We start from the raw sequence: 19,295 nt of genomic DNA on the forward strand, positions 1-19,295 counted from the left end.
GCCCGTGAACGCGAGTCGCAATGATGGGTACGCTCGTTGAGGCGCGTTGCATTTCACGTGCCGCTCGGCGGGCAATGTCCCGCCGCGCTCAGCTCGAACGAGAAGGAAACACCGTGTCTGATCACGCAAGAATCAAAGGCCACACCGTGACCCGCACCGTGCACATCGAGGCCTCGCGCGCGAGCGTCTGGAAGGCGCTGACCGATCCAGAGGTGATGGCCAAGTGGTTCGGAGACAGTGTGGAGTTCGCCGCGCTCGAGCCCGGTGCTACGGGCAGCATTGACTGGGAGGGCTACGGCAGCTTCCCGATCGAAATCACCGAAGTGGTGCCCAACGACTCGTTCGGCTTCCGTTGGTCGGGAATCCCCGCCGAACAGCTCGACGAGTACTCGACGCATGTGCGCTTCACGATCTCCGATGCTGGCACCGGAACGGATGTCACGGTGATCGAATCGGGCTTCGACACACTCCCCGGCGGCACCCGCTACCGTCGCGCACGTCTTGAGCAGAACCGAGAGGGCTGGGACGTCGAACTCGACGAGCTCGCGCTCCTACTCGAGGGTGACACCCAGTAGTTCACGATTGCGGGGAGTCGCTCGACGAGTTGGCCACCTTGCTCCGTCGGTAGAGGAGCATTTGGCAGAGCGCGGATCGCCGCGTTCGAAAGGTGCGCGTGCAGATCGCGTACTGGTGTGCGCACAAGCCGATATCCCGGTTCGCGGCCCGAAGTTGGGATCTGGCGGAAATGGATGCTGCGGTGAAATGTTGCTCGTGCTCGATATCGGCGTGGCGTAGTCGAGCTTGGAGTGGGGCGGGTGCTGTTGTAGAAGATATCGATGTACTCGAAGATCGCGTTCGTCAATTCGAACCCGTGCTCAACTTCTTCTAGTTGAGCAGCTCGGTCTGCGTTGACGACCAGAACGACTCCATCGAGTTGTCGCAGCAGTCGCAGATCGTCCCGAAGGAGAGGCTATGGACGCCACAACTGGGGGCCGGCAGATGCATGGCGAGTCGCTAGAGTTCGAAGGATGGACTGGACCGATGCCGAACAACTCGGCAAGCTCTTCAACGCAATCGCACCGAACCTCACGGCAGGGTTACTGGCACTTTCCGGCGTTATCGCACTATTCGCTTTGCAGCAGCGAGCGCAGCGGAAGGCAAACCTCAATCACCGCCAAGACAAAGCCGTCGCCGTCTTGTTCGAAACGCTTACCGCAGCCCGAGACACATTCCTCGGCGACGCCAAGGCATCCCGCGAATCAGCCTCAAGGATGTTCGACTTGAGCTGGAAATTTCGGTGGGCTCTGGCCGAGAACGATGACGTCGGCAAATGGGCGATGACTACACTCGCGACGGCAATACTTTCCTTTGCTCCCGAATCCACCAAGGAAGAGCGACGTTCGACTATCGACCAAACGATGATTGATATATCGACGAAGCTGAGCGAATGGCGAGGCGGCAATCGAAAAAACAGCTGGTTCGCGAAGGAAAATGCGAAGGCCGAGCGCCAGCACACGAGACGTTCTTCGGGCAGGGTAGTCCGCTTTCAATGGCCGGTCCAGCGGATCGAGAAAACCTCAGTCTAGGTATGCCGCCAAGGGAGGCCGATCAACCAACAGGCGGGTGCACAGCCTCCGATGAAAAAACGCCGCGACGTCGACGATGCTCTTTGGCGTCATGCTCACCATCCTCGGTGCGCTCCTGCTGACGAGCTCTGCTTCGGAACTCGGCAACCCGTCAAATAGGTCAGCTCGACTAAGGACACTTCCCCGCGGACCATTTCGTCATTCAAACTATGTCGTCACTCGCGAATACACTCGCCCCATGGGACCCATCAACAATTTCGAATGCAGGCCAGCGCCGAGGTGGTTGAGGTGAACTTGCTCGACCGCATCGACCAACGCCTTTCCGATGTGCGTGCACGGATCAACCCGCACGATCTTGAAGACTGTGCGGCCTCCTTGCTCAGTCCAATCCACCCCGGACTCGTGCCAATCACCGGAGGCTCCGACTTCGGTCTTGACGCAGAGATCACCGAAGACTCGCGGATCACCGGTCTCATCATCACGTCTTCGCGGAGTTGGGACGGCGCGAAACGGAGCCTGCGAGACAGCCTGCGGTCGATGCGGAAGAACGAAGTCGTCGTCCAGCGTGTCATCGCGGTCAACCTCGCCGAGGCCAACAGGTCGAAGCGCGAGAAGCTCAGGAACATCGCGAAGGAGTTCGATTGCGAACTCGTGCAGGTCTACGACCGAGCATGGTTCGCTAACCAGTTCCGAGAGAACCCCGACTGGCGACGCAAAATCCTCAACATCGAGGGCGGACCGTTCAGCTTCTCGCGTCAACCGCGCGGAACACACCCCGACGAACGACAACTATCGACCATCGGGCGTGACACCCTCATCTACGAGGTGAACGAGTCCGACTCCGACGTGATCCTATTCGGAGTTCCAGGCGTCGGAAAGAGCCACGTAGCCAGCAAACTTGACGGTGCCCTGTTCCTCGAACGCCAACCAACCCCCGAACGATTACTCGATGACCTCATCGAAACCAAGCCCGCCTTGGTCGTGGTCGACGACTCCGGCGCCCGACTCCCAGACGTCGACCTGCTCACACAACTGCGGGACGCGGAGAAGCTCAACTACCGCATCGTCGCAACGTGCTGGCCGCACGAGACGGACCAGATCGCAGACCACCTCCAGAATTCGGTCCAGCTCGAGGTCGATCGCCTCACCCGAGAAGAGCTCGGAGCGATACTCCGCGAACGCGGCATCAGCCGGCTTTCGGTGATCGTGCACCTCCTCATACAAGCCGACGGCCGCCCAGCATGGGCGCTGAACCTTGCCGACCTCCTCATTCACGAAGATGACTGGAAGTCCGTATGGACCGGCAATGCGTTGCGAGACCAGATCTTCGCCTTCCTACGCATGTCCAACGCATCGGAAGATGCAGTCGATGTGCTCGGCACCCTGGCACTGCTCGGCCAGGTCAACGACGACCAGCTGCGCCGCCTGGCCGATCTCCTCCAGATCCGGCAACCCGAACTAATCCGACTCATCCGATCCGTCGCGATCGCCGGCCTAGTCGATGTTCAGGACAACAAGCACTTCAACCATGAGACCCAGCAGATTGAACGCACCCAGATCTACCGCGTACAACCGGACATCATCGCCGCAAACGTCGCATCCGAGGTCTACTTCTCCGGCGCCGCATCACCCGTCCGACTGCGCGACGTCCAAAACGCTTTCCCTGAGATGGCTCCGGACATAATGCAGATCCAGATCTATACGAAACTCCTCGGCGCAACGCACCCAAGAGTGCCGACCACCGGCGAACTCATAGCTGTGCTGCCCGACGCCGCGAAAGACGTCGAACTCTTACGAAGCTTCGGCCAACTCGGCCCCGAACAAGCGCAAACGGTCGTAGACATCCATTTAGCCCGCGTCACTGCGGCGTTCAATTCCAGATATCCCTCGACTGCCGAGAGCGAAGCGAAGCTCTTAGCGGCACGCGTCGCAGATGCAGTTAAACGTAACATCCCCGGCGTCATTGGCACCTTCGTCAAAGCGCTCTCCGTTCTTGAAGACGCGGGCCGCGATATCAAGCCGGCGGTAAAGGACCTTGTCGCAGAGGTCCGCGACGCGCGCAACGGCGACCAACCCGAGCTCGCCGATCTCTTGAAACTCGTCGAAGCACTCCGCACCGTGCCCGACGCCGACCTCACCGACACCGCCTGGGCAGCGCTCACCCGCGAAATCATAGCCCCCACGTTCGACGGCAACTACATGAGCCCCGAGGTCCTCCACCAGTTCATGTTGCAGTCGTTTACATGGGCCGCCACTCACATGGAAGCGCTATACGACGCCATTCAGCCCGCACTCGTAACTCGCACCCCCGGACTAACGCCCGCCGCCCAACTCACAATGATCGGCCTGCTCGACAAATGGGTGCGGATCGCGAATGGTTGGGACCTCCCGTTCGGCGGCAAGACCAACAACGCCCAAGTGCAGGCCGGCGAACGCATCGCGAAGAGCATTGCGAATACCCTTGCCCCGGGCATCACAACCCCTGGCGTCCGAGCCCGGTTCAACAAGTCGGCAAGCACCCTCAAGATCCGGCTCGATGAACCAGACAAGCTGTTCGCAACGCTCACGGGCGAACGCAAGCGCGTGACCGCCGACGAGAAGCGCAAGCGCCTGGCCGCCTACGAGGAAATCCGGCGCCTCGATGAAGACGCGCTCGACGAAGCCCTCGCACCATTCCAGCAACAGGCACCCGAAGTTCTCATGGACTGGTTGAACACCCACGAGCCCGAACTTGCGACCGTCGGGCAAACGAACACCGGGACCTGGCAAGTGTTCGCGCGTCTCGCTTACCGGCCGGACCCGGAACCAATCAAGTGGCTCACCGCGGCTATCGACCACGGCCTTGCAGGATCAGCTTCACCGCTCATCGACGTATGCGCCCGCACCGACCAGCTCTCCCCCGCGATCGCGGACCGACTACTCGCTGACCCAAAGGGCCGACATGGCGTCATCAGCGCTGTCATCGGCCAATCGGCGAACTCGGCCCTTGTCCAACGGCTAGTCGACCAACTCTCCCCCCATGACGTTCATCAGCTCGAGTCATCGTTTGCGTTCCATGACGCACCCCAATCAACCAGGCACGCGCTATTCACACACCCAAGCGATGAAATTCGCGGAACCGCAGCAGCGCTCTGGGCCGCTGAATGGGCCTACGACAACGACCCCACGCCGGATGACCCCGACTGGCTCAACGCCATGAGGTCCTACACCGTCCCTGAGAACAGCAGACACGACTACACCCACACCGAAGCGCTCAAGGCACTCGCAAAGGCATCACCCGAGGTCTTTATCGAGGTCTTTACCAAGCACGCCACGACCACGATGCGCAACAGTTACCGAGACCTCTACGAATGGGAAGAGCCGGTCGGGCTCCTCGCCCCCGCCGAACGGAACAAGCTTTGGCAGCAGGTCAAAGCAACTGAACTAGCGCACGAACTCTTTTGGGTCATCGCAGGTAAGGACATCGACTGGATCACCCAAACGGTCGGCGAACCCACTTTTAACATCTCCGTACGTGACCTCCTCGGCGCACTGCAGTTCTTCGAACACCGCTATCCACTCGACACCCTCGCCACCATGCTCCGACCCCTTAGCCCCGAGCCCGACGACCTCCTCCACACGCTTGAAGTAGGGTCCTCAATGGGTGAGGATCACGAACGGTACGCAGCAACACTCGACAATCTTCGAGACCTCGCCATCTCTGTCGACGAGGACATCGCCCGCCTGGGCCGACGCGGCATAGCGATCTACGAGCCGTTGCTCACAGAAGCCCTCGTCAAGGCACGACGGGCGGCTGTCCGCGGCATCTATGACTACTAGCGACAACAGTCGTCCGGTAGAAATGCATGGCGCGATTGTAGGAGAGCTTCGCCAGCTGCTTGATGAACTTGTCGCAGCAGGACATACCAATCTCGCGCACGGTGAGGTGCTCGAACGCCAGTGCGACAAGGGTGCGCATATTGCGCTCGTACAGGTTCCGGGTGGTCCGGGAGATCCGGCCCTCCAGGTCGATGTCCTCCAACTAGTGCATCACCAGGTCACTGAACAGGCTGTCGGGCGTGAGCGACGTGTCCGCCGGCTGGAACAGGTCCCGCTCGGCGAGCTTGGCCTTCAGCGCGTGCTCGGCGGCTTTGGCGGTGGCACCGCTGGCCTACACCAGACGCGCGCGGCCGTCCCAGTCGCGGTAGCGAGTCCTGGCCTCGTAGCGGCCGGCCGGCGTTTTGCGGGTGCTGATGTCGCCGAAGGTGCCCATGGTCAACCGGTGCCGGGCATCTCAGCTCACCGCCGATCGGGGCGCCCGGGCGGGTTGGAGGGCTCGCGCTGCTGGACGCGATCCAGGCCCGCACGTCGGACATGGCGAACTTCAGGTGCTTGCCGAACCGGTAGGCGTTGGGGCCTTTGCCGTGTACCCGACAGTCGTAGACCGTGGAGATCGGGATGCCCAGAAAGCAGACCAGCTCGGCCACATCCATCAGGAGCTCGAGCCCCCAGGAGTTGGTAGGAGCCTCGGGTGGGGTCGTCGTGGATGCTCATACCCGGCAGGTGCGCGCCACGATCCCAGACGATCGGCAGGGACCGAAACCGGCGTCGGCGCCCCGGACACAAGGGCCGGTTCAGCGGCTGAAAAGCGCTGAGAGTGATGGCGTAGTGATGACTTAATCAAATCTCTTAACCAAAAAGTCCCGGAAACCCTTGAGTTTCCGGGACATTTGGTGGACTGTTCGCGAAAGCCAGCAGGACGCAGAAGCCGGGTGTCTGAGAAAAACATTTTCCTCCGCCGACTGACACTTTTCCTCCACACCTGTTCCTCAGAGGAATGACGGCCCCGTTCCGGAGCTCAGACTCGCGACTTCCAGAGAACACTGGTTGATCTATTTTCGCTCTGGGATGTCGAGGGAAGTTCGTGGCGCTCACCTAAGGTGCCGACTTCATCGATAGCGTCGAGTCGTGGCCGACCTTCCTTCTCGTCAAGCACTCGACGCTCTCGTACTTCGATTCATCCAAGACAAGCGACACCCCGAACGCATCAACGTGCTCTCGGAATATCACCACGAATTCCTGATGCTATTCGGACTCATTCAACGCGTCCGTCGGCTGGCCCAGGCGTACCTGCGGCTACGTAAGCAGGGCTTCAGTTCCGAGGGTGAAGTCCTCGTCCGTGCCGCAATGGAACATGCAATCACAGCGCAGTACGCATATCTGACGCCCAATGGGATCGCGCGGCTAAACGTCACGCTCGGACAGGCACAGAAGAATTACGCAGCAGTACTCGCTGAGAGTTCGGCCAAACCCGAGATCCATGAGTGGGCCGCGGCCATGGAAGCCCCCAAGGGGGCCGCGTTGCCGCCGTTTTCCGGCGCAGGGATGATGGGCCAGCTCGACTCGATCAAGTTCTTGAAGACGACCTACAAGGTGCTTTCCCAGGTCGGACACGTTTCGCATGAATCTCAGCTCGACGCGATTATCGAAGTCGACGGCGAATACCACCTGGCCGCCGAGCCAGAGCCGTCATTTACGCATGAAGTGCTCTACGCGCTTGCCGGCTTCTGCCTCCTGTCAGATTGGGTTCTTGCGCGCCTCGAAGGCGACGAGGATGAGCTTGATCGGATCAAGCAGTTCGGCGTCCAGCTGCGTCTCCCCTGGCGGCTCGACGCCCACCTGCCCGCCGAGAAGCGCCGGTTCCCAGACGAAGACGAGTAAACCGAACGCGCGCGTGCCGAGGTGGGTTCGGCATCGTGCGTTGGCAGCCAATGCGACTGCCCAACATGGCACCGTGACCTTTAGACTCGAGCGGCGGCTGCGGGTTCCTGCCCCCTACTTCAACCCAAAGCGGCTCGATCGTTCACCGTTTCAGACGCCGTTTCCCCTTGGGCGGCAGTTCGTCGTAGTAGTCATAGTCCGCAGTTCGGCTCAACCCATACCCCCGCCAACTCGGCAGGTTCGGTTGTTCGAGCGCTTCATTCTGAGCTGAATCACAAGTTCCTCGACCGATGTTTCGACAGAGGTGCTGATTGCTGAAGATGGCCGCGGGCAACTTGGCCCTCCCGCTCACCGGAACCCGATAGCCTGTCCAGCGTCGATCCTGTGCAATGTGGCCGTCGCCCTGGACCAGGCTGCAGTAGCCGCAGTTCTGGGCAACATAAAATTTCTGCGCTTCTTTGGAGTAGCGCCGCTCAAAATACGTTGGCTTCGGCAGTCCACTCGCTTCGATCTGCGCAACTATGCGTGCTTGCAGCCTTTCCTCGACCCGCTCGGGAAGCCAGGGTTCATATTCGTGAAGCCAAATTTGAGCACTCTGGCCACATCGAGTCTCAATGTCGACGCTTGCAATCTGCCAATACGAAATCCATTTGTCGCACTTGTCACTCCAGCACTTTGCCATCGCAGTGAAGACGTAGGCGCTGGTAACGACGGGTTCGAGCTCTGGAGCCGTAACATGACTAAAGAGCAGATCAAGGCCGTGAGAAAGCGGAAGTGTCGTCTTCGGCTCCGCCAAATCCAGGGCGAGGTCAATAGTAATATTGTCGACGGTTCCTTTCAGGTGCTCGGCTCTCACGCCTTTCGATGAGTCGCGATTTCGAGGACCGACGAGCCACAATACTTCGAGACCTACTGCCTCATACCTCGAAGTGCGGCGAGCGAAATCGGCGTCACTTTGTCTAGACCATTGAGCTTCAACCGCGATGCGCCGACTGCCTTTGACAAGTAAAACGTCGATGATGAAAGACCGATCGTCTGCTGGAGATTCGACGATTGCTTCGAAGCCATGTGCCTCCCCTGCGGCAGCAATTAGTGCCTTTGTTTGAAGATGCTCTGGAGACTCAGGGCCGCCATCGTGCTTGGTACAAGCAGCTGACTTGTGCGCGAAAAACTGCAATCCGTTCGGCGAAGTCTTTGGGTATCCAGGTTCTCCGCAGACCATGGTGACGCCAGTGTCTCGGTATTTCTGCTTTAGGCTGATCCACTCTTCGTGGTCAAGCCGCCATGCTTCGACACGCTGACCTTTGTAGTGAGCGACGAGGGGCACGTGGCCGAGTCTAGTGAGGGGGCCCGACATTGGCGATTAGGGTGAATCGACGTGCGAGCTTCAGGAATTCGAATTCCTGCTGAATTTCGACGGGGCGAACCACTCCGCGGAGCAATCACGGATTCCGACCTGTCCTCCAAAGCACCCGCGGAGAAGGGACGCGTGGAACTCAGACGTTTCATTCCCCCGAACGAACCCCGCCCAACCGAACAAGTCGTATTCGAGCGGGCGCAGCAACCCAGTCGGCTGGAAGGCGCTTGCTAGTCGATTTGTGTGGTTAGTAAGTGCATCTCGAGCTCTTTGACCAGGTCCTCGCCCAGAATTTGAGTCGGACGATCGTCTCCGAATCGGCCTAAGACAGGCCCCAAAAAGGAAGTCGCACCGACGAGTGCTCTAGAACCGTCGACGACTAAGAAATGTGCATACCCTGGGACTCGCCACTGTATCGCCATTGGGTTTCTCGCCCGCTTTGCCAAATCGAACAGTCTTGCGTTGTTCTTTCTCATAAGCATCGTCTTGTCGTTGCCAACCACCTCGATCCATAGCGTCACGGACACTTGCTGTTCCAATAGCGACTCCACCAGGGAAACAACGGACATATCAAGCACAAAGTCGCGCGTATTCGGGACGGTCATATTTACGACATCGCGCGCGGCGGCGAGCCAATCCGCCAGAATCGCCCCCCGTTCCCGCGCATGGAGGCGCCGCACTGGAATCGTCTCAAGTTCTGCTTGAGCCTGCTGCAATTGGATCGCGCGAGAACTCGTCCGCCCAATGAGAGACGCCGTTTTCGACGCAACCACGTCATCCTGCTGGTCGTCAAATTCTGAATCGGAATCGCCGATTGCGTCCACCAGCGCGTCCACACGGTCATCGCTCACGCGCGCCGCGACGAGCGCCGGCACGAGTGTCCGGTCTATTCGGACGCGATCCTCCCTCACTCGTCCTGAGATCCTTAGCTCGTCAAGGAGACCCGAACCCAGAAACTCGAGTTCGTGAAGCTCACTCCGGCGTCCGTCAATCTCGATTGCCAGATAGAGCTCTGCCGCCTCGTCTTTAGACTCCAGCAGTCGGCCCACAGCGGCGGCAAATCTTTTTTCCGGCTGTTCCGCTAGCCCGATTACAGCCACTAGGTCAACTTGACCATGCGCATCATTCTCTCGCGCAAATGCGGCACGGAAAACGGAACCTTCTCCTTCCGCACGCTCTCGAGCAGCTTCGATCCTAGAGGGCAAGAGCACTGTTGTCAGCGGGTCAACTTCGCGAGCAGCGATCAACGCGACGGGCCTACCTGCGGTCACTTCTCCGGTCAAGGCATCAAAATTGAACTTCACAACCTCGTCTTTCGGGATGATCTCGACCAGATCCTCCAGAATCGCCTCTCCTTCGCCGCTTAGCATTACCGCCCCAATCTCGGCACCATCGTCTGCTCGCTGGAGCAAGCCCCGCTGGTACAAAGACGTCATGATTCCAATGAGTGCCTGCTCTGGAAGATTGAGGAACTGACCGACTTGAGCTGGAAGAGCTAAGCCCGCGTCAACTGAACGAAGAATGAACTCCTCAACCGTTGGGAGCGACTTACTTTCGATTACTCGGCAAAGCAGGCTCAGCCGCCAAGTCACCAGCCCGACAGGACGGGTAGAGAGCTCTCGGAATCCGTACTTGGATGGGCGCTCATTCATGCCGCTCATAGCTGCGCCTCCTTGATTGGAGCGGAGGTCCCGACCATGTGATCAAGAACCCGCCGTATTGCCGTCTTCTCCATTGCTCGCCTACGTACAAGCGACGCATCTCCTACGACTACAACTGCCAAACGGGCGCGGGAGAGTGCGACATTGAGCCGCTGAGGAAGTTTTAGAAATCCCACTTCGCTCTCAGGGTTACTTCGAGTGAGTGTCACGAATGCGATGTCCGCTTCCTGACCCTGGAACGAATCGATAGTCCCAACGCGGACGGTGAGTGACTTCCAATCTCCGCGGATAGGGGCAAGTATCTCGTGTAAGAGATGGACCTGCGCTTGATACCCACTCAACACGGCGATTTCCATCGTCTCCGAGGCGTTCGTCCTGTCCATCACTTTTGCTATTCGCGCTATCGACGAGCGGATTGCGAGGGCCTCCGCCCGGTTCTCCCAGCTGGTCCCGGCGGATGTCTCCGAGTGATTCTTGAGTCGCGACGTGTCCAGCCACGTGACCGGACCCCCCAGCGCAAGTTGAACTAACGGATGCACTTCAGGTTTACTCGACCGCAGTGCCCCATCGTAAAAGACACCACTAATCAGCTCACCGATTGAGTTTTGCATGCGGTGCTGATCCGTCAACGTCACGATGCAATGGTGATCCAGTTGATCCTTTAAGGTCGCGAACAAAGTTGACTTCAGATCAGTGGGTTCAAGCCGATAATTGGTCAGAACCTCTGGCCGCTTCAGAGCTTGTTCCACAAACGGCGGAAGTTGGCGATCGTCTCCCACCAACACCCATCGACGGGATGAAGCCATCGGAACCATTAACTCGGTTGCCGTAGCTTTCGATGCCTCGTCCACGATGCACAAATCGAACGTTACATCTTCAGCGCCGCGCGTACCGGTTAGAGCGACACAGGTCGAAGCGACCACTTGGGCCCGGGCCATCAATAGAATTCGGAAATCCGCTGTGAGTCCGAAACGCTCAATCCAGTCGCGATGTATCTGCGTGAGTTTGCCGTGTGTTTGTTCCCGCTTAGACATCCGCTCAACAGTCTCTGTAATGATTTGCTCGTCCGAAATCCCCGGTTCTAGGTCGAAACGATCTTGAAGTTGAGCCCTCGCGAAGCCAGCGAGTCTTGTTGCCTCCGCCAACCCGGAGTGCAGCAGAGCTAAGTCGCGCTCTGCTTCGTCGAGCGAGTTCAAGTCGTTGGCTTGAACTTCCAGTTCTGCGGCGATGGCGAGGCCCGAGTCCACAATGCTTCGTGCCAAGACGCTAATCTCATCCGCGCGGAGCGCCATAGCCGTCGCGTCCAATTTGGACATCGTGGTCAGAATATCCTCTGCCTGCTTGACAATAGCGTCCCGCTGCGCTCGGCCCTTATTGACGTAGGTTTCAGTGCTCGCGATCTGTTCGGCAATGCGCGTTCGTTCAAGAAGTGCGCCGTGAAGCGACGAAGTTGGCGTGACGGCATGATCGCCTCCGTTCACCGTAGGCAGATCTGCATCAGCAAGATAAGACGCCAAGAATCGCTCGCCCGCCGCGCTACTCTCGTCCTTCCATCCAGCCAGTTGGTTCTCTACCGACCAAGGTTCAGCAGACTTCCGCATGCGTACGGTGGAGCCAATTCTCAAGAACTTCGCTGACGGGCTGACGGCGTGAACTCGGTCCAGCGCATGGTCGAGTGCGAGGTGAGTTTGCGATGCAAGCAAAATTCGCATCGTGGGGTTCCGTTCAAGCTCCTGCGCGACGAGCTCAGCAATGAACGTAGTCTTCCCCGTTCCGGGGGGCCCCTGCACGAGCAATACATCTGAGGTACCGAGAGCAGCCGACACAGCGGCCTGCTTCGGCTCGTCTAACTGTGGATGGTAGAAGGTTGAAACACTGGCTGGCACCGGGATGACGGACGTTGACGGATCGGTAAGTATGTCCTTGAGATCTGGGCGTAATGATCGCCGCTCGAGGACCCGCTGGAGCGCTCGTTGCTCGCGGCGCAGCTTGGAAATTGCAAGTTCGGCGTCAATCTCGAGAGACCCGCGAAGGGGCAACGCCTTAGTGTCGCCACTCGTTACGTAGAGAACGACATCTCCATCTTGACTCGCTTCGATGTCGCCTCGGATAAAGCGCCTAGCGCCGCCTCGAATTAGCCGTTGCTCGCCTATGACTGGCTCGACGGAGTCTGAAACGGGGTGCAGGAATACCCGGCTGCCTGAAACCCTTGCGGATTCATAGCGAATTGCGCTGCTCGACAGCCGGGCGAGCTCTTCTTTCGCTCGGAGGATTTGGCGCCACATTTGAAATGCCGATGCCTCAGTCGTCCCTTGAGCGAGCTGTCTTTCCTTCGATTGTCTGTCAACACCTGAGATCAAGTCGGAAAGGGCAATGATCGCGGACGGCTTGTTTGTTGGATCGCTTTGCACCCAACGAATGGCCGGCGTCGACCAATCGCGCTGCGCCGTTTCTAGAACGTACTGTGGCACCCTCGCACAGTACTTCAGAAGGATTTTCCATGGGCGCCCCGTCTGAACGACCGCACTAAAGAGAGCCGTCTGCCCCGCGATCCGAAGTTCGCCCGCGAACTCCCCTTGCTGCACCACTTCAATTCGCGGCGACGGCCCAATATCCCGCAGAACATCGGCTGGGCTCGCACTTTCCGCGCCCAAGAAACGCGCGAACGTTTCCAAAACGGATGACGTGAAGTCGACGTGGACCGACGCCAGGGCGCCATGCGCCGGCACTACATCTAGCGCTTTGGTGAGAAGCACCAAGAGCATCGAGGCGCTCTGCGGACGAGCCGCAGGCGACTGAGACAAGCACTGACGCAGAACGTTCCTGACGTTGTCGGGAACGTCAATTCGCTCCAACTCGTCACCTGCCACCGCCGCAGTGGCGAGTGGTTTTCCTGAGATAGCGACAATTGCAAGAACCGCTACCGAAAATATGTCGTATGCCGTGCTTGGAGCAGCAGCTCCAGCCTCCGGCGGCGCGTAGGGCGCCGTCCCGAGCTGGCCCATCGTTCGGCCCGCATTGAATGCGTCAATCAAACGGATCGTGCCGAAGTCCGCGATCTTGGGTTCACCATCCGCACCAAGGAGAATATTCTCGGGCTTTAAGTCTCGATGAACATGACGAGAACGATGCAACGGTTCCAGACCGAGTAATACCGAGCGCAAGACGGGCCAAAACTCCGCCCACGCGATGCCCCTCCCCTCGTCGATGTACGTTCGCAAATCGCCTTCGCACCATTCGAAAACGAGGAACGGAATGTCGGACCCCTCGCCCGTATAACCCCAATCGATCAGCTCGACGAGATACTTGCTCTCAGAGAATGATTGATAAGCGTTAAGTTCGTTTGACCATGCTGTCGCCAAGATGCGATCATCGACGACCTGCGTCGGACTGAATATCTTGACAGCAACAGCTCGTCCGTCTTTGATATCCATGCCCCGATAGACCCGCGCATGGCCGCCCTCATACTCGGGGTCGTTAGGCACAGCGAACCGGTTTGCGATTATGGAATCGTTCACGTGAGCCCCAAATGGTCTATCGAACCGGTATTTTGTGTGCCACTTCACACGCTGCTGACCCTAGCGCAGCGAAGTTCCGAGCCAGTCGATCAACGCTCAGACAGGCCGAACGTGTCTCAACAACCAAGCCGCTCTGTAGGGGAGCAATGAATCGTCCTTGTTTCGCTGCCATCTTCTTCCCGATGAAAGGATTCTGACCTGCCAAGAAATACCCGACAGCGGTTCAAGCACGCTAGTAAGGAAGCAAGAGTCTCGACTAGCTCTGGCCCTCGCGTCGCAACTCGATATGGCCCCAGTACCGGCCATCTTGCATCCGTCGGAACAAGCTAACTGGCTCCCCGCTGTCGATGAGGTCCATTCGCTTGCCTTTGAAACGTAGAAGGACAGCCCCTTCGTAGTCGATCGCGGTATCGCCAACGTCGGGATCACCGTTCGCCTTCGCCCATTCCTTGGCGAATCGACTCATCGCGAGTTCGTCGCCTCCCCGAGGCCCCCACGCCGCCGCATCTAATGCAGCTTCGACAGTGCGCTCGATGGCACCGAGGAGCCGGAGAGTAGCCAGCGGTGAGAGGTGTGCTACACGATTGAGGAAGCTATCGTCGAAGAAGCCGAGTGGGGCGCGGTCGAGTACATGCACGCTTTCGCCGTAGCCGGCCGCCAGTTCTTCAGCGCTGGCCGGATCGTCACCGATGACCTTGAGCAGCCGCAATTCCAAAGCTTGGGCGTAGGTGGCGTCTCTGAAGTCTCCATAGCCATGCGCGTACATGTTGCGCAGTTCCGCAATCGCGTCCATCCCGAACCTGTCCAGGTCGAACGGACGCTTCAGCACCGAACTGAAGAAAGAATCAGCTGTCGGGCGCGTCCAAGCCTTTCCGTTAGTAAAGACGACTCCTTCGGCGTCAGAGAAGAAGGAGGCCGCAGCGCGGGCGATTGTCACCTCTGCTAGAGATATAGCGCGTGTGAGCGCCAAAAGACCAAGATGTTGGCTGACGTCGAAAGGGGTTGTGCCAAGTGCGTCTCCGGCGGCAGCCCAGACGTCCCCTTCGCCGCTGAACTCCGGGTCAAGATCTCCGCGGGCGTCCTCTGCGGCGGCCACGAACGCTTCCTCCGCGACGTTCAGAAACAGGCGGTGGAAGGCGACGATCTCTCTAAACTGACTGCCAAACGGGCGACGGATGTCATCCATCCTCCAGTACCACGGGCCGATTTCATCGTTCACGAGTGTGAGGTTAGCGTACCGCCGCAACCTATCTGTTATGCCTCGCGCCTATTCAATTTCTTCCATCGTCCGCCCCTCCTGGGCCCGCCCATGGCAACGCATCAAGTTGAGTGAGGCATGAGCGTAGTGCCGGCGGTCTGTGTCAACCCGCGTCTGTATTGCCAAATCGTTCCGAGAATTTCCCAATTTCATGTGCAGCCTTCGGAAAACCTCTATGGCTACCTCGCCGATCACGTCTCATATGACCGCTCCTCCAAGCCAAAAACTGACGATCGCCATGCACTCGCCCTGCGCCGAATCGCTGTTGCACAAGGCCCCGTGCAGCGGGCATTTCAGCGAGCGGGTCATACGGTCGCCACACTCCCCCCGCGGGACCTTGCTGCTCACCAACTTCAACATCCGCAAAATCGCCGCCTTCATGAGCGACAAAATCAAAGACGACGCCCGAAAAGACTCACTCGGCGAACCCGCCATCGCCATCATCCGGCGCCGTGACCGCGAATTCCACAACCCGCACACCGACACGTATCCGGCCGGCGTGCTCCGACCCGACAAAGCGAAACCCACACCCTCCGACGAAACCGGCGGCCCACCCACCCGGACCTAACCGCTCACGCGGTTCACCAACACCGCCCGAGAGGGCAACACCCCAGGCGCACCGAAGACATCGGCGCGCCTGAAAGCCGTTAACGAGCACGCGTTCACGCTGCGACGCTCCTCGCGAGACGACGCCGAACCCGAAAACGCGCCACAACGCCCCAGAAACCAAAAATCGCTCCTGATTTTCATCAGGAGCGATTTCTTTGCGACCGTTTCGCGAAGAGTTTCGCGAACGGCCCAAATGTCGGGCTGACAGGATTTGAACCTGCGACCCCCTGACCCCCAGTCAGGTGCGCTACCAAGCTGCGCTACAGCCCGTGGCCACTCCCAAACACGGTCCGGCGAACCGAACTGCATCTGCAAGAGACAACTCGAATAGCTTACCGCCTCCGCGGAGCACTTGTGGACACCTCGACCCAAATGACGCCCCGAAAGCACCTGTCACCACCAAATTCTTCCGCTTGCGTACCGCTCCCACTACCGTGGACGACATGCCAGCCCGCCCCGACATCACGGTCCGCTCCGCCGCCAACGTGCCCTGGGATGACATCCGCACCGTCTTCGGCACCCGCGGCGACCCGGCCGGATGCTGGTGCCAATATTTCAAATTGAACGGCGCCGAGTGGAAGGCCGCCACCCCGGAACAGTGCCGCGACGACCTGCGCGAGCAGATCGCATCCGCTGCGCCCTCCCCCGGCGTCGTCGCGTACCTCGGCGACGAGCCCGTCGGCTGGTGCGCCGTCGAACCCAAGGCGCACTACCCCCGCCTGCAACGCAGCCCCATCGCCACCGCCGGCAGGCCCGCGAGTGGCCCCACAGGCAGCACAGCCCGCACAAACAGCACAGCGAGCACAGCCAGCACAGCGACAGCGGATGCCGCATCCGTCTGGGCCATCACCTGCTTCGTGGTGCGCGTCGGCTTCCGCAAACGCGGCGTCGCCAGGGCGCTGCTCGACGGCGCGGTGCAACACGCGAACCGGCACGGCGCACGCCTCATCGAGGCCTACCCCATCGACACGACCGCCCGCCCGACGGTCTCAGCGGCCGATTTGTTCCACGGGCCGCTCTCCCTGTTCGAATCCTCAGGATTCACCGTGTCGGCCAGACCCACCCGCGATCGCGCCGTCGTCACCCTCGACCTCGCCTGAATCCTGGGGCATCATGGCTTAGGTGACTGGCCAACGGCCAGCACATGCCTTACAGAGCGGGCCGCACCACCACGTAGCACCGACCAGCACCGAGCAGCCCCCACGCACCGACATCGGCAGCCGACCCGCTCAACATCCGTTAGTCTGCGGAGGCGGCACTGGCAACACAGTGCCCGCTCATATCCGATTCATAGGAATCGCCCCTAGGTTTAATCGTGTGGCCAGCCTGGCTTGCATCTCAACAGCAAAGGAACTCATGTCTCAGAACTCATCCGTAGCAACGAAGATCAACATCCCCCTCATTGTGCTGTGGGTGGTCTCGATTGTTGCAGTCGTCGGCGGATACCTGCTCGTGACCACCTCCAACGCCTCGCAGGCCGACCTCTACACCGCCGGCACCGCTGACTACCCCGCTCTCTTCGCCTCGCAGTCTGGTGCCTCCATCGGCACCACGATCATCGGCGCTGGCGTCATCGGCATCCTCCTCGCTCTGGCCCTCCACGCGCGCAACGCCGCCGTGAAGGCAACCGCAGCGTCGACGTACGCTGTCGCACCCCACACGCACGACGACGACGAGGACTTCACCGTCGCCGAGGTCGAGGCCGCTGAGCGCACCGCGCCCGCTGCTGCCGTTCGCCCGGCCACCGTTGCTGACGCTCCGGTCGTTGCAGACGCTCCCGTCATCTCGACGGATGCCCACGCCGCACCGAAGATCGACGACGCACCCAAGAACTAATTCTCGTTCTCTGAACGGGCCGACAACCGCTGAGGTTGTCGGCCCGTTTTGTGTTTGGCCGGGGGCGGGCAGTTCAGACGGCGGGCGTCAGCCGAGCGGACAGCAGCATGGTGAACGACTCGCCACTCGCCAGGACGGCCACAGCGCGACGTGCGGCGCCTGCAGACGCCGGAGGGCCACATCCGCTTCAACAACCGCCCTGAGCCCCCACTGAGCGGCGCCACGGAGTAGCCTGATCGGCACAGTGCACTCCCGCAGAGAAAGCAGGCGCCATGGACGACGTATCAGGCCGGCTCAGGTTCGACCACTCCGCCATCACCACCTACGAGGCCCGCCGTGCGGAGGGCAAGGCCGCCCGCAAGACAATGCGGCGATCAGCACACTCCGTCTATACGAGTAAGAGCGGCCGCGACCCGCTCGGCGTGCTCAAGACCCAGAACGCGTCCCGACTCCCCTGGCTCGTCCCACTCCGCCTCGAACGGATGCTGCAAAACCCGTTCGCCTTCTATCGCGGCTCTGCTGCGCTGCAAGCCGCAGACCTGGCCGGTGCGCCAACGACCGACGCCGGCGTCGTGCTCTGCGGCGACGCGCACATCGCCAACTTCGGCCTCTTCGCCTCCCCCCAGCGCACCATGGTCTTCGACCTCAACGACTTCGACGAGGCCGCATTCGGCCCGTGGGAGTGGGACGTCAAACGCCTCGTCACCAGCGTCGTCATCGCCGGCCGTCACAAGGGCTTCTCCAAGAAGAAGGTCCGCGCCGCCGCGCTGAATGCTGCCGCGTCGTACCGCACCTCCATCAAAGAGATGATGCAGCTCGACGCGTTGGAGCGCTACTACCGGCGCGCAGAGGTGCGTCTGGGCGTCTCACGTTTCGGCAAGCGCACCCAGAAAATCATCGACGCGGCCATCAAATCGTCTGAGAATCGAACATCCGCTCGCGTGCTCAACAAGATCACGGTGCGCGCCGACGACGGCACGGTCTCGATCGTCGAACAGCCGCCCACCCTCACTCACTTGCCAGAGGAGATCGAAGACCTGGTCGCCGACCTCGTCGAGACCTACCGGCATTCCGCGTCACCGGATATCGCTTTTCTCCTGTCGCAGTACACCGTGACGGATGCCGTTCGCCGCGTCGTCGGCGTCGGTAGCGTTGGCACCCGCTGCTTCATCGTGGTGCTGACCGGTCCGCGCGGCGAATCGCTGATTCTCCAGGTGAAAGAGGCCGGGCACTCCGTGCTGAACGAGTTCGGCGGCATCGAACCCGTCGAGATCTCCCACGGCGCTGACACCTTCAGCGAGGACCACGGGTTTCGGGTGGTCTCCAACCAGCGCATCCTGCAGGCTGTCTCCGACCCGTTCCTTGGGTATTTCAGCGCGGAAGACATGGGGTTCTACGTGCGGCAGTTCCGCGACCGGAACGTGTCGGTCGACATCGATGCCCTCACGTACGGCCAGTTCTTGGATTACGTCGACGCCTGCGGCCAGCTGCTGGCCCGTGCCCACTCGCAGAGTCCCAACGGCGCGTTCATCACCGGCTACCTCGGGTCGTCCGACGTATTCGACACAGCGATCGCCGAATGGGCCGATGCGTATGCCGACCAGTCGTATTCCGACTACATCGCCTTGCGGGAAGCGGTGGAGTCCGGCGAGTTCAGCACGAAGGTACGGGCGCCGGCCAAGAACGCCGGGGCCACGGTCGGGAAGATGACCGCGGAGGAAGTGACGCGCATCACGGAGGCAGCGGCGAGCTGACCCTTCCGCCCCACTC

General features: G+C 60.2%; 12 protein-coding genes and 1 tRNA gene. 8 read left to right on the plus strand and 5 right to left on the minus strand.

All coding sequences use genetic code 11. From position 1 onward, the window contains the following. Positions 1-113 precede the first annotated feature (113 nt). The 4 genes from AC25Z0_RS17105 (at position 114) to AC25Z0_RS17120 (ending at position 7,286) form a co-directional block, all read left to right on the plus strand. The gene (locus AC25Z0_RS17105) at positions 114-575 is read left to right on the plus strand and encodes an SRPBCC domain-containing protein (protein WP_488133969.1); all 462 of its coding nucleotides are present in this window, start codon (positions 114-116) and stop codon (positions 573-575) included. Between the two features lie 453 nt (positions 576-1,028). Then, on the plus strand, positions 1,029-1,586 hold the full coding sequence (locus AC25Z0_RS17110; protein WP_488133970.1) for a hypothetical protein: 558 nt from the start codon (positions 1,029-1,031) through the stop codon (positions 1,584-1,586). 261 nt (positions 1,587-1,847) lie between these two features. Next, the gene (locus tag AC25Z0_RS17115; protein ID WP_488133971.1) at positions 1,848-5,405 is read left to right on the plus strand and encodes a hypothetical protein; all 3,558 of its coding nucleotides are present in this window, start codon (positions 1,848-1,850) and stop codon (positions 5,403-5,405) included. A gap of 1,128 nt (positions 5,406-6,533) precedes the next feature. Next, on the plus strand, positions 6,534-7,286 hold the full coding sequence (locus AC25Z0_RS17120) for a hypothetical protein (RefSeq protein ID WP_488133972.1): 753 nt from the start codon (positions 6,534-6,536) through the stop codon (positions 7,284-7,286). A gap of 142 nt (positions 7,287-7,428) precedes the next feature. On the opposite strand, the gene AC25Z0_RS17125 is transcribed toward AC25Z0_RS17120, so the two are convergent. The 4 genes from AC25Z0_RS17125 to AC25Z0_RS17140 all read right to left on the minus strand — a co-directional run bounded on the left by AC25Z0_RS17125 (position 7,429) and on the right by AC25Z0_RS17140 (position 15,041). Beyond that, the gene (locus tag AC25Z0_RS17125; protein WP_488133973.1) at positions 7,429-8,613 is read right to left on the minus strand and encodes a competence protein CoiA; all 1,185 of its coding nucleotides are present in this window, start codon (positions 8,611-8,613) and stop codon (positions 7,429-7,431) included. Between the two features lie 260 nt (positions 8,614-8,873). Beyond that, a complete protein-coding gene (locus AC25Z0_RS17130) occupies positions 8,874-10,304 on the minus strand; it encodes a DEAD/DEAH box helicase (protein ID WP_488133974.1) in 1,431 nt (476 codons plus the stop codon). Next, complete coding sequence (locus AC25Z0_RS17135; protein ID WP_488133975.1) at positions 10,301-13,822, minus strand: AAA domain-containing protein; 3,522 nt, start codon at positions 13,820-13,822, stop codon at positions 10,301-10,303. Before AC25Z0_RS17135 ends, AC25Z0_RS17130 begins: the two co-directional genes overlap by 4 nt. Before the next feature lie 256 nt (positions 13,823-14,078). Next, entirely contained in the window at positions 14,079-15,041 is a 963-nt protein-coding gene (locus AC25Z0_RS17140) for a hypothetical protein (RefSeq protein ID WP_488133976.1), read from the minus strand. A 214-nt stretch (positions 15,042-15,255) separates the two neighbouring features. Here AC25Z0_RS17140 and AC25Z0_RS17145 point away from each other — a divergent pair, with 214 nt between their 5' ends. Then, entirely contained in the window at positions 15,256-15,648 is a 393-nt protein-coding gene (locus AC25Z0_RS17145; RefSeq protein ID WP_488133977.1) for a hypothetical protein, read from the plus strand. A 237-nt stretch (positions 15,649-15,885) separates the two neighbouring features. Here the strand turns inward: AC25Z0_RS17145 and AC25Z0_RS17150 are convergent. After that, positions 15,886-15,959 (minus strand) — tRNA-Pro (locus AC25Z0_RS17150). A gap of 173 nt (positions 15,960-16,132) precedes the next feature. Here AC25Z0_RS17150 and AC25Z0_RS17155 point away from each other — a divergent pair. The 3 genes from AC25Z0_RS17155 (at position 16,133) to AC25Z0_RS17165 (ending at position 19,279) form a co-directional block, all read left to right on the plus strand. Continuing rightward, positions 16,133-16,789, plus strand: coding sequence for a GNAT family N-acetyltransferase (locus AC25Z0_RS17155; RefSeq protein WP_488133978.1), 657 nt, complete (start codon positions 16,133-16,135; stop codon positions 16,787-16,789). Between the two features lie 256 nt (positions 16,790-17,045). Then, positions 17,046-17,525: a hypothetical protein gene (locus AC25Z0_RS17160; RefSeq protein WP_488121280.1), complete on the plus strand. Its 480-nt coding sequence runs from the start codon at positions 17,046-17,048 to the stop codon at positions 17,523-17,525. A gap of 272 nt (positions 17,526-17,797) precedes the next feature. Then, positions 17,798-19,279 carry a DUF2252 domain-containing protein gene (locus AC25Z0_RS17165; RefSeq protein WP_488133979.1) on the plus strand — a complete coding sequence of 494 codons (1,482 nt, stop codon included), beginning with the start codon at positions 17,798-17,800 and terminating at the stop codon, positions 19,277-19,279. Positions 19,280-19,295 lie beyond the last annotated feature (16 nt).

The organism is Leifsonia sp. Y862 (assembly GCF_057669585.1).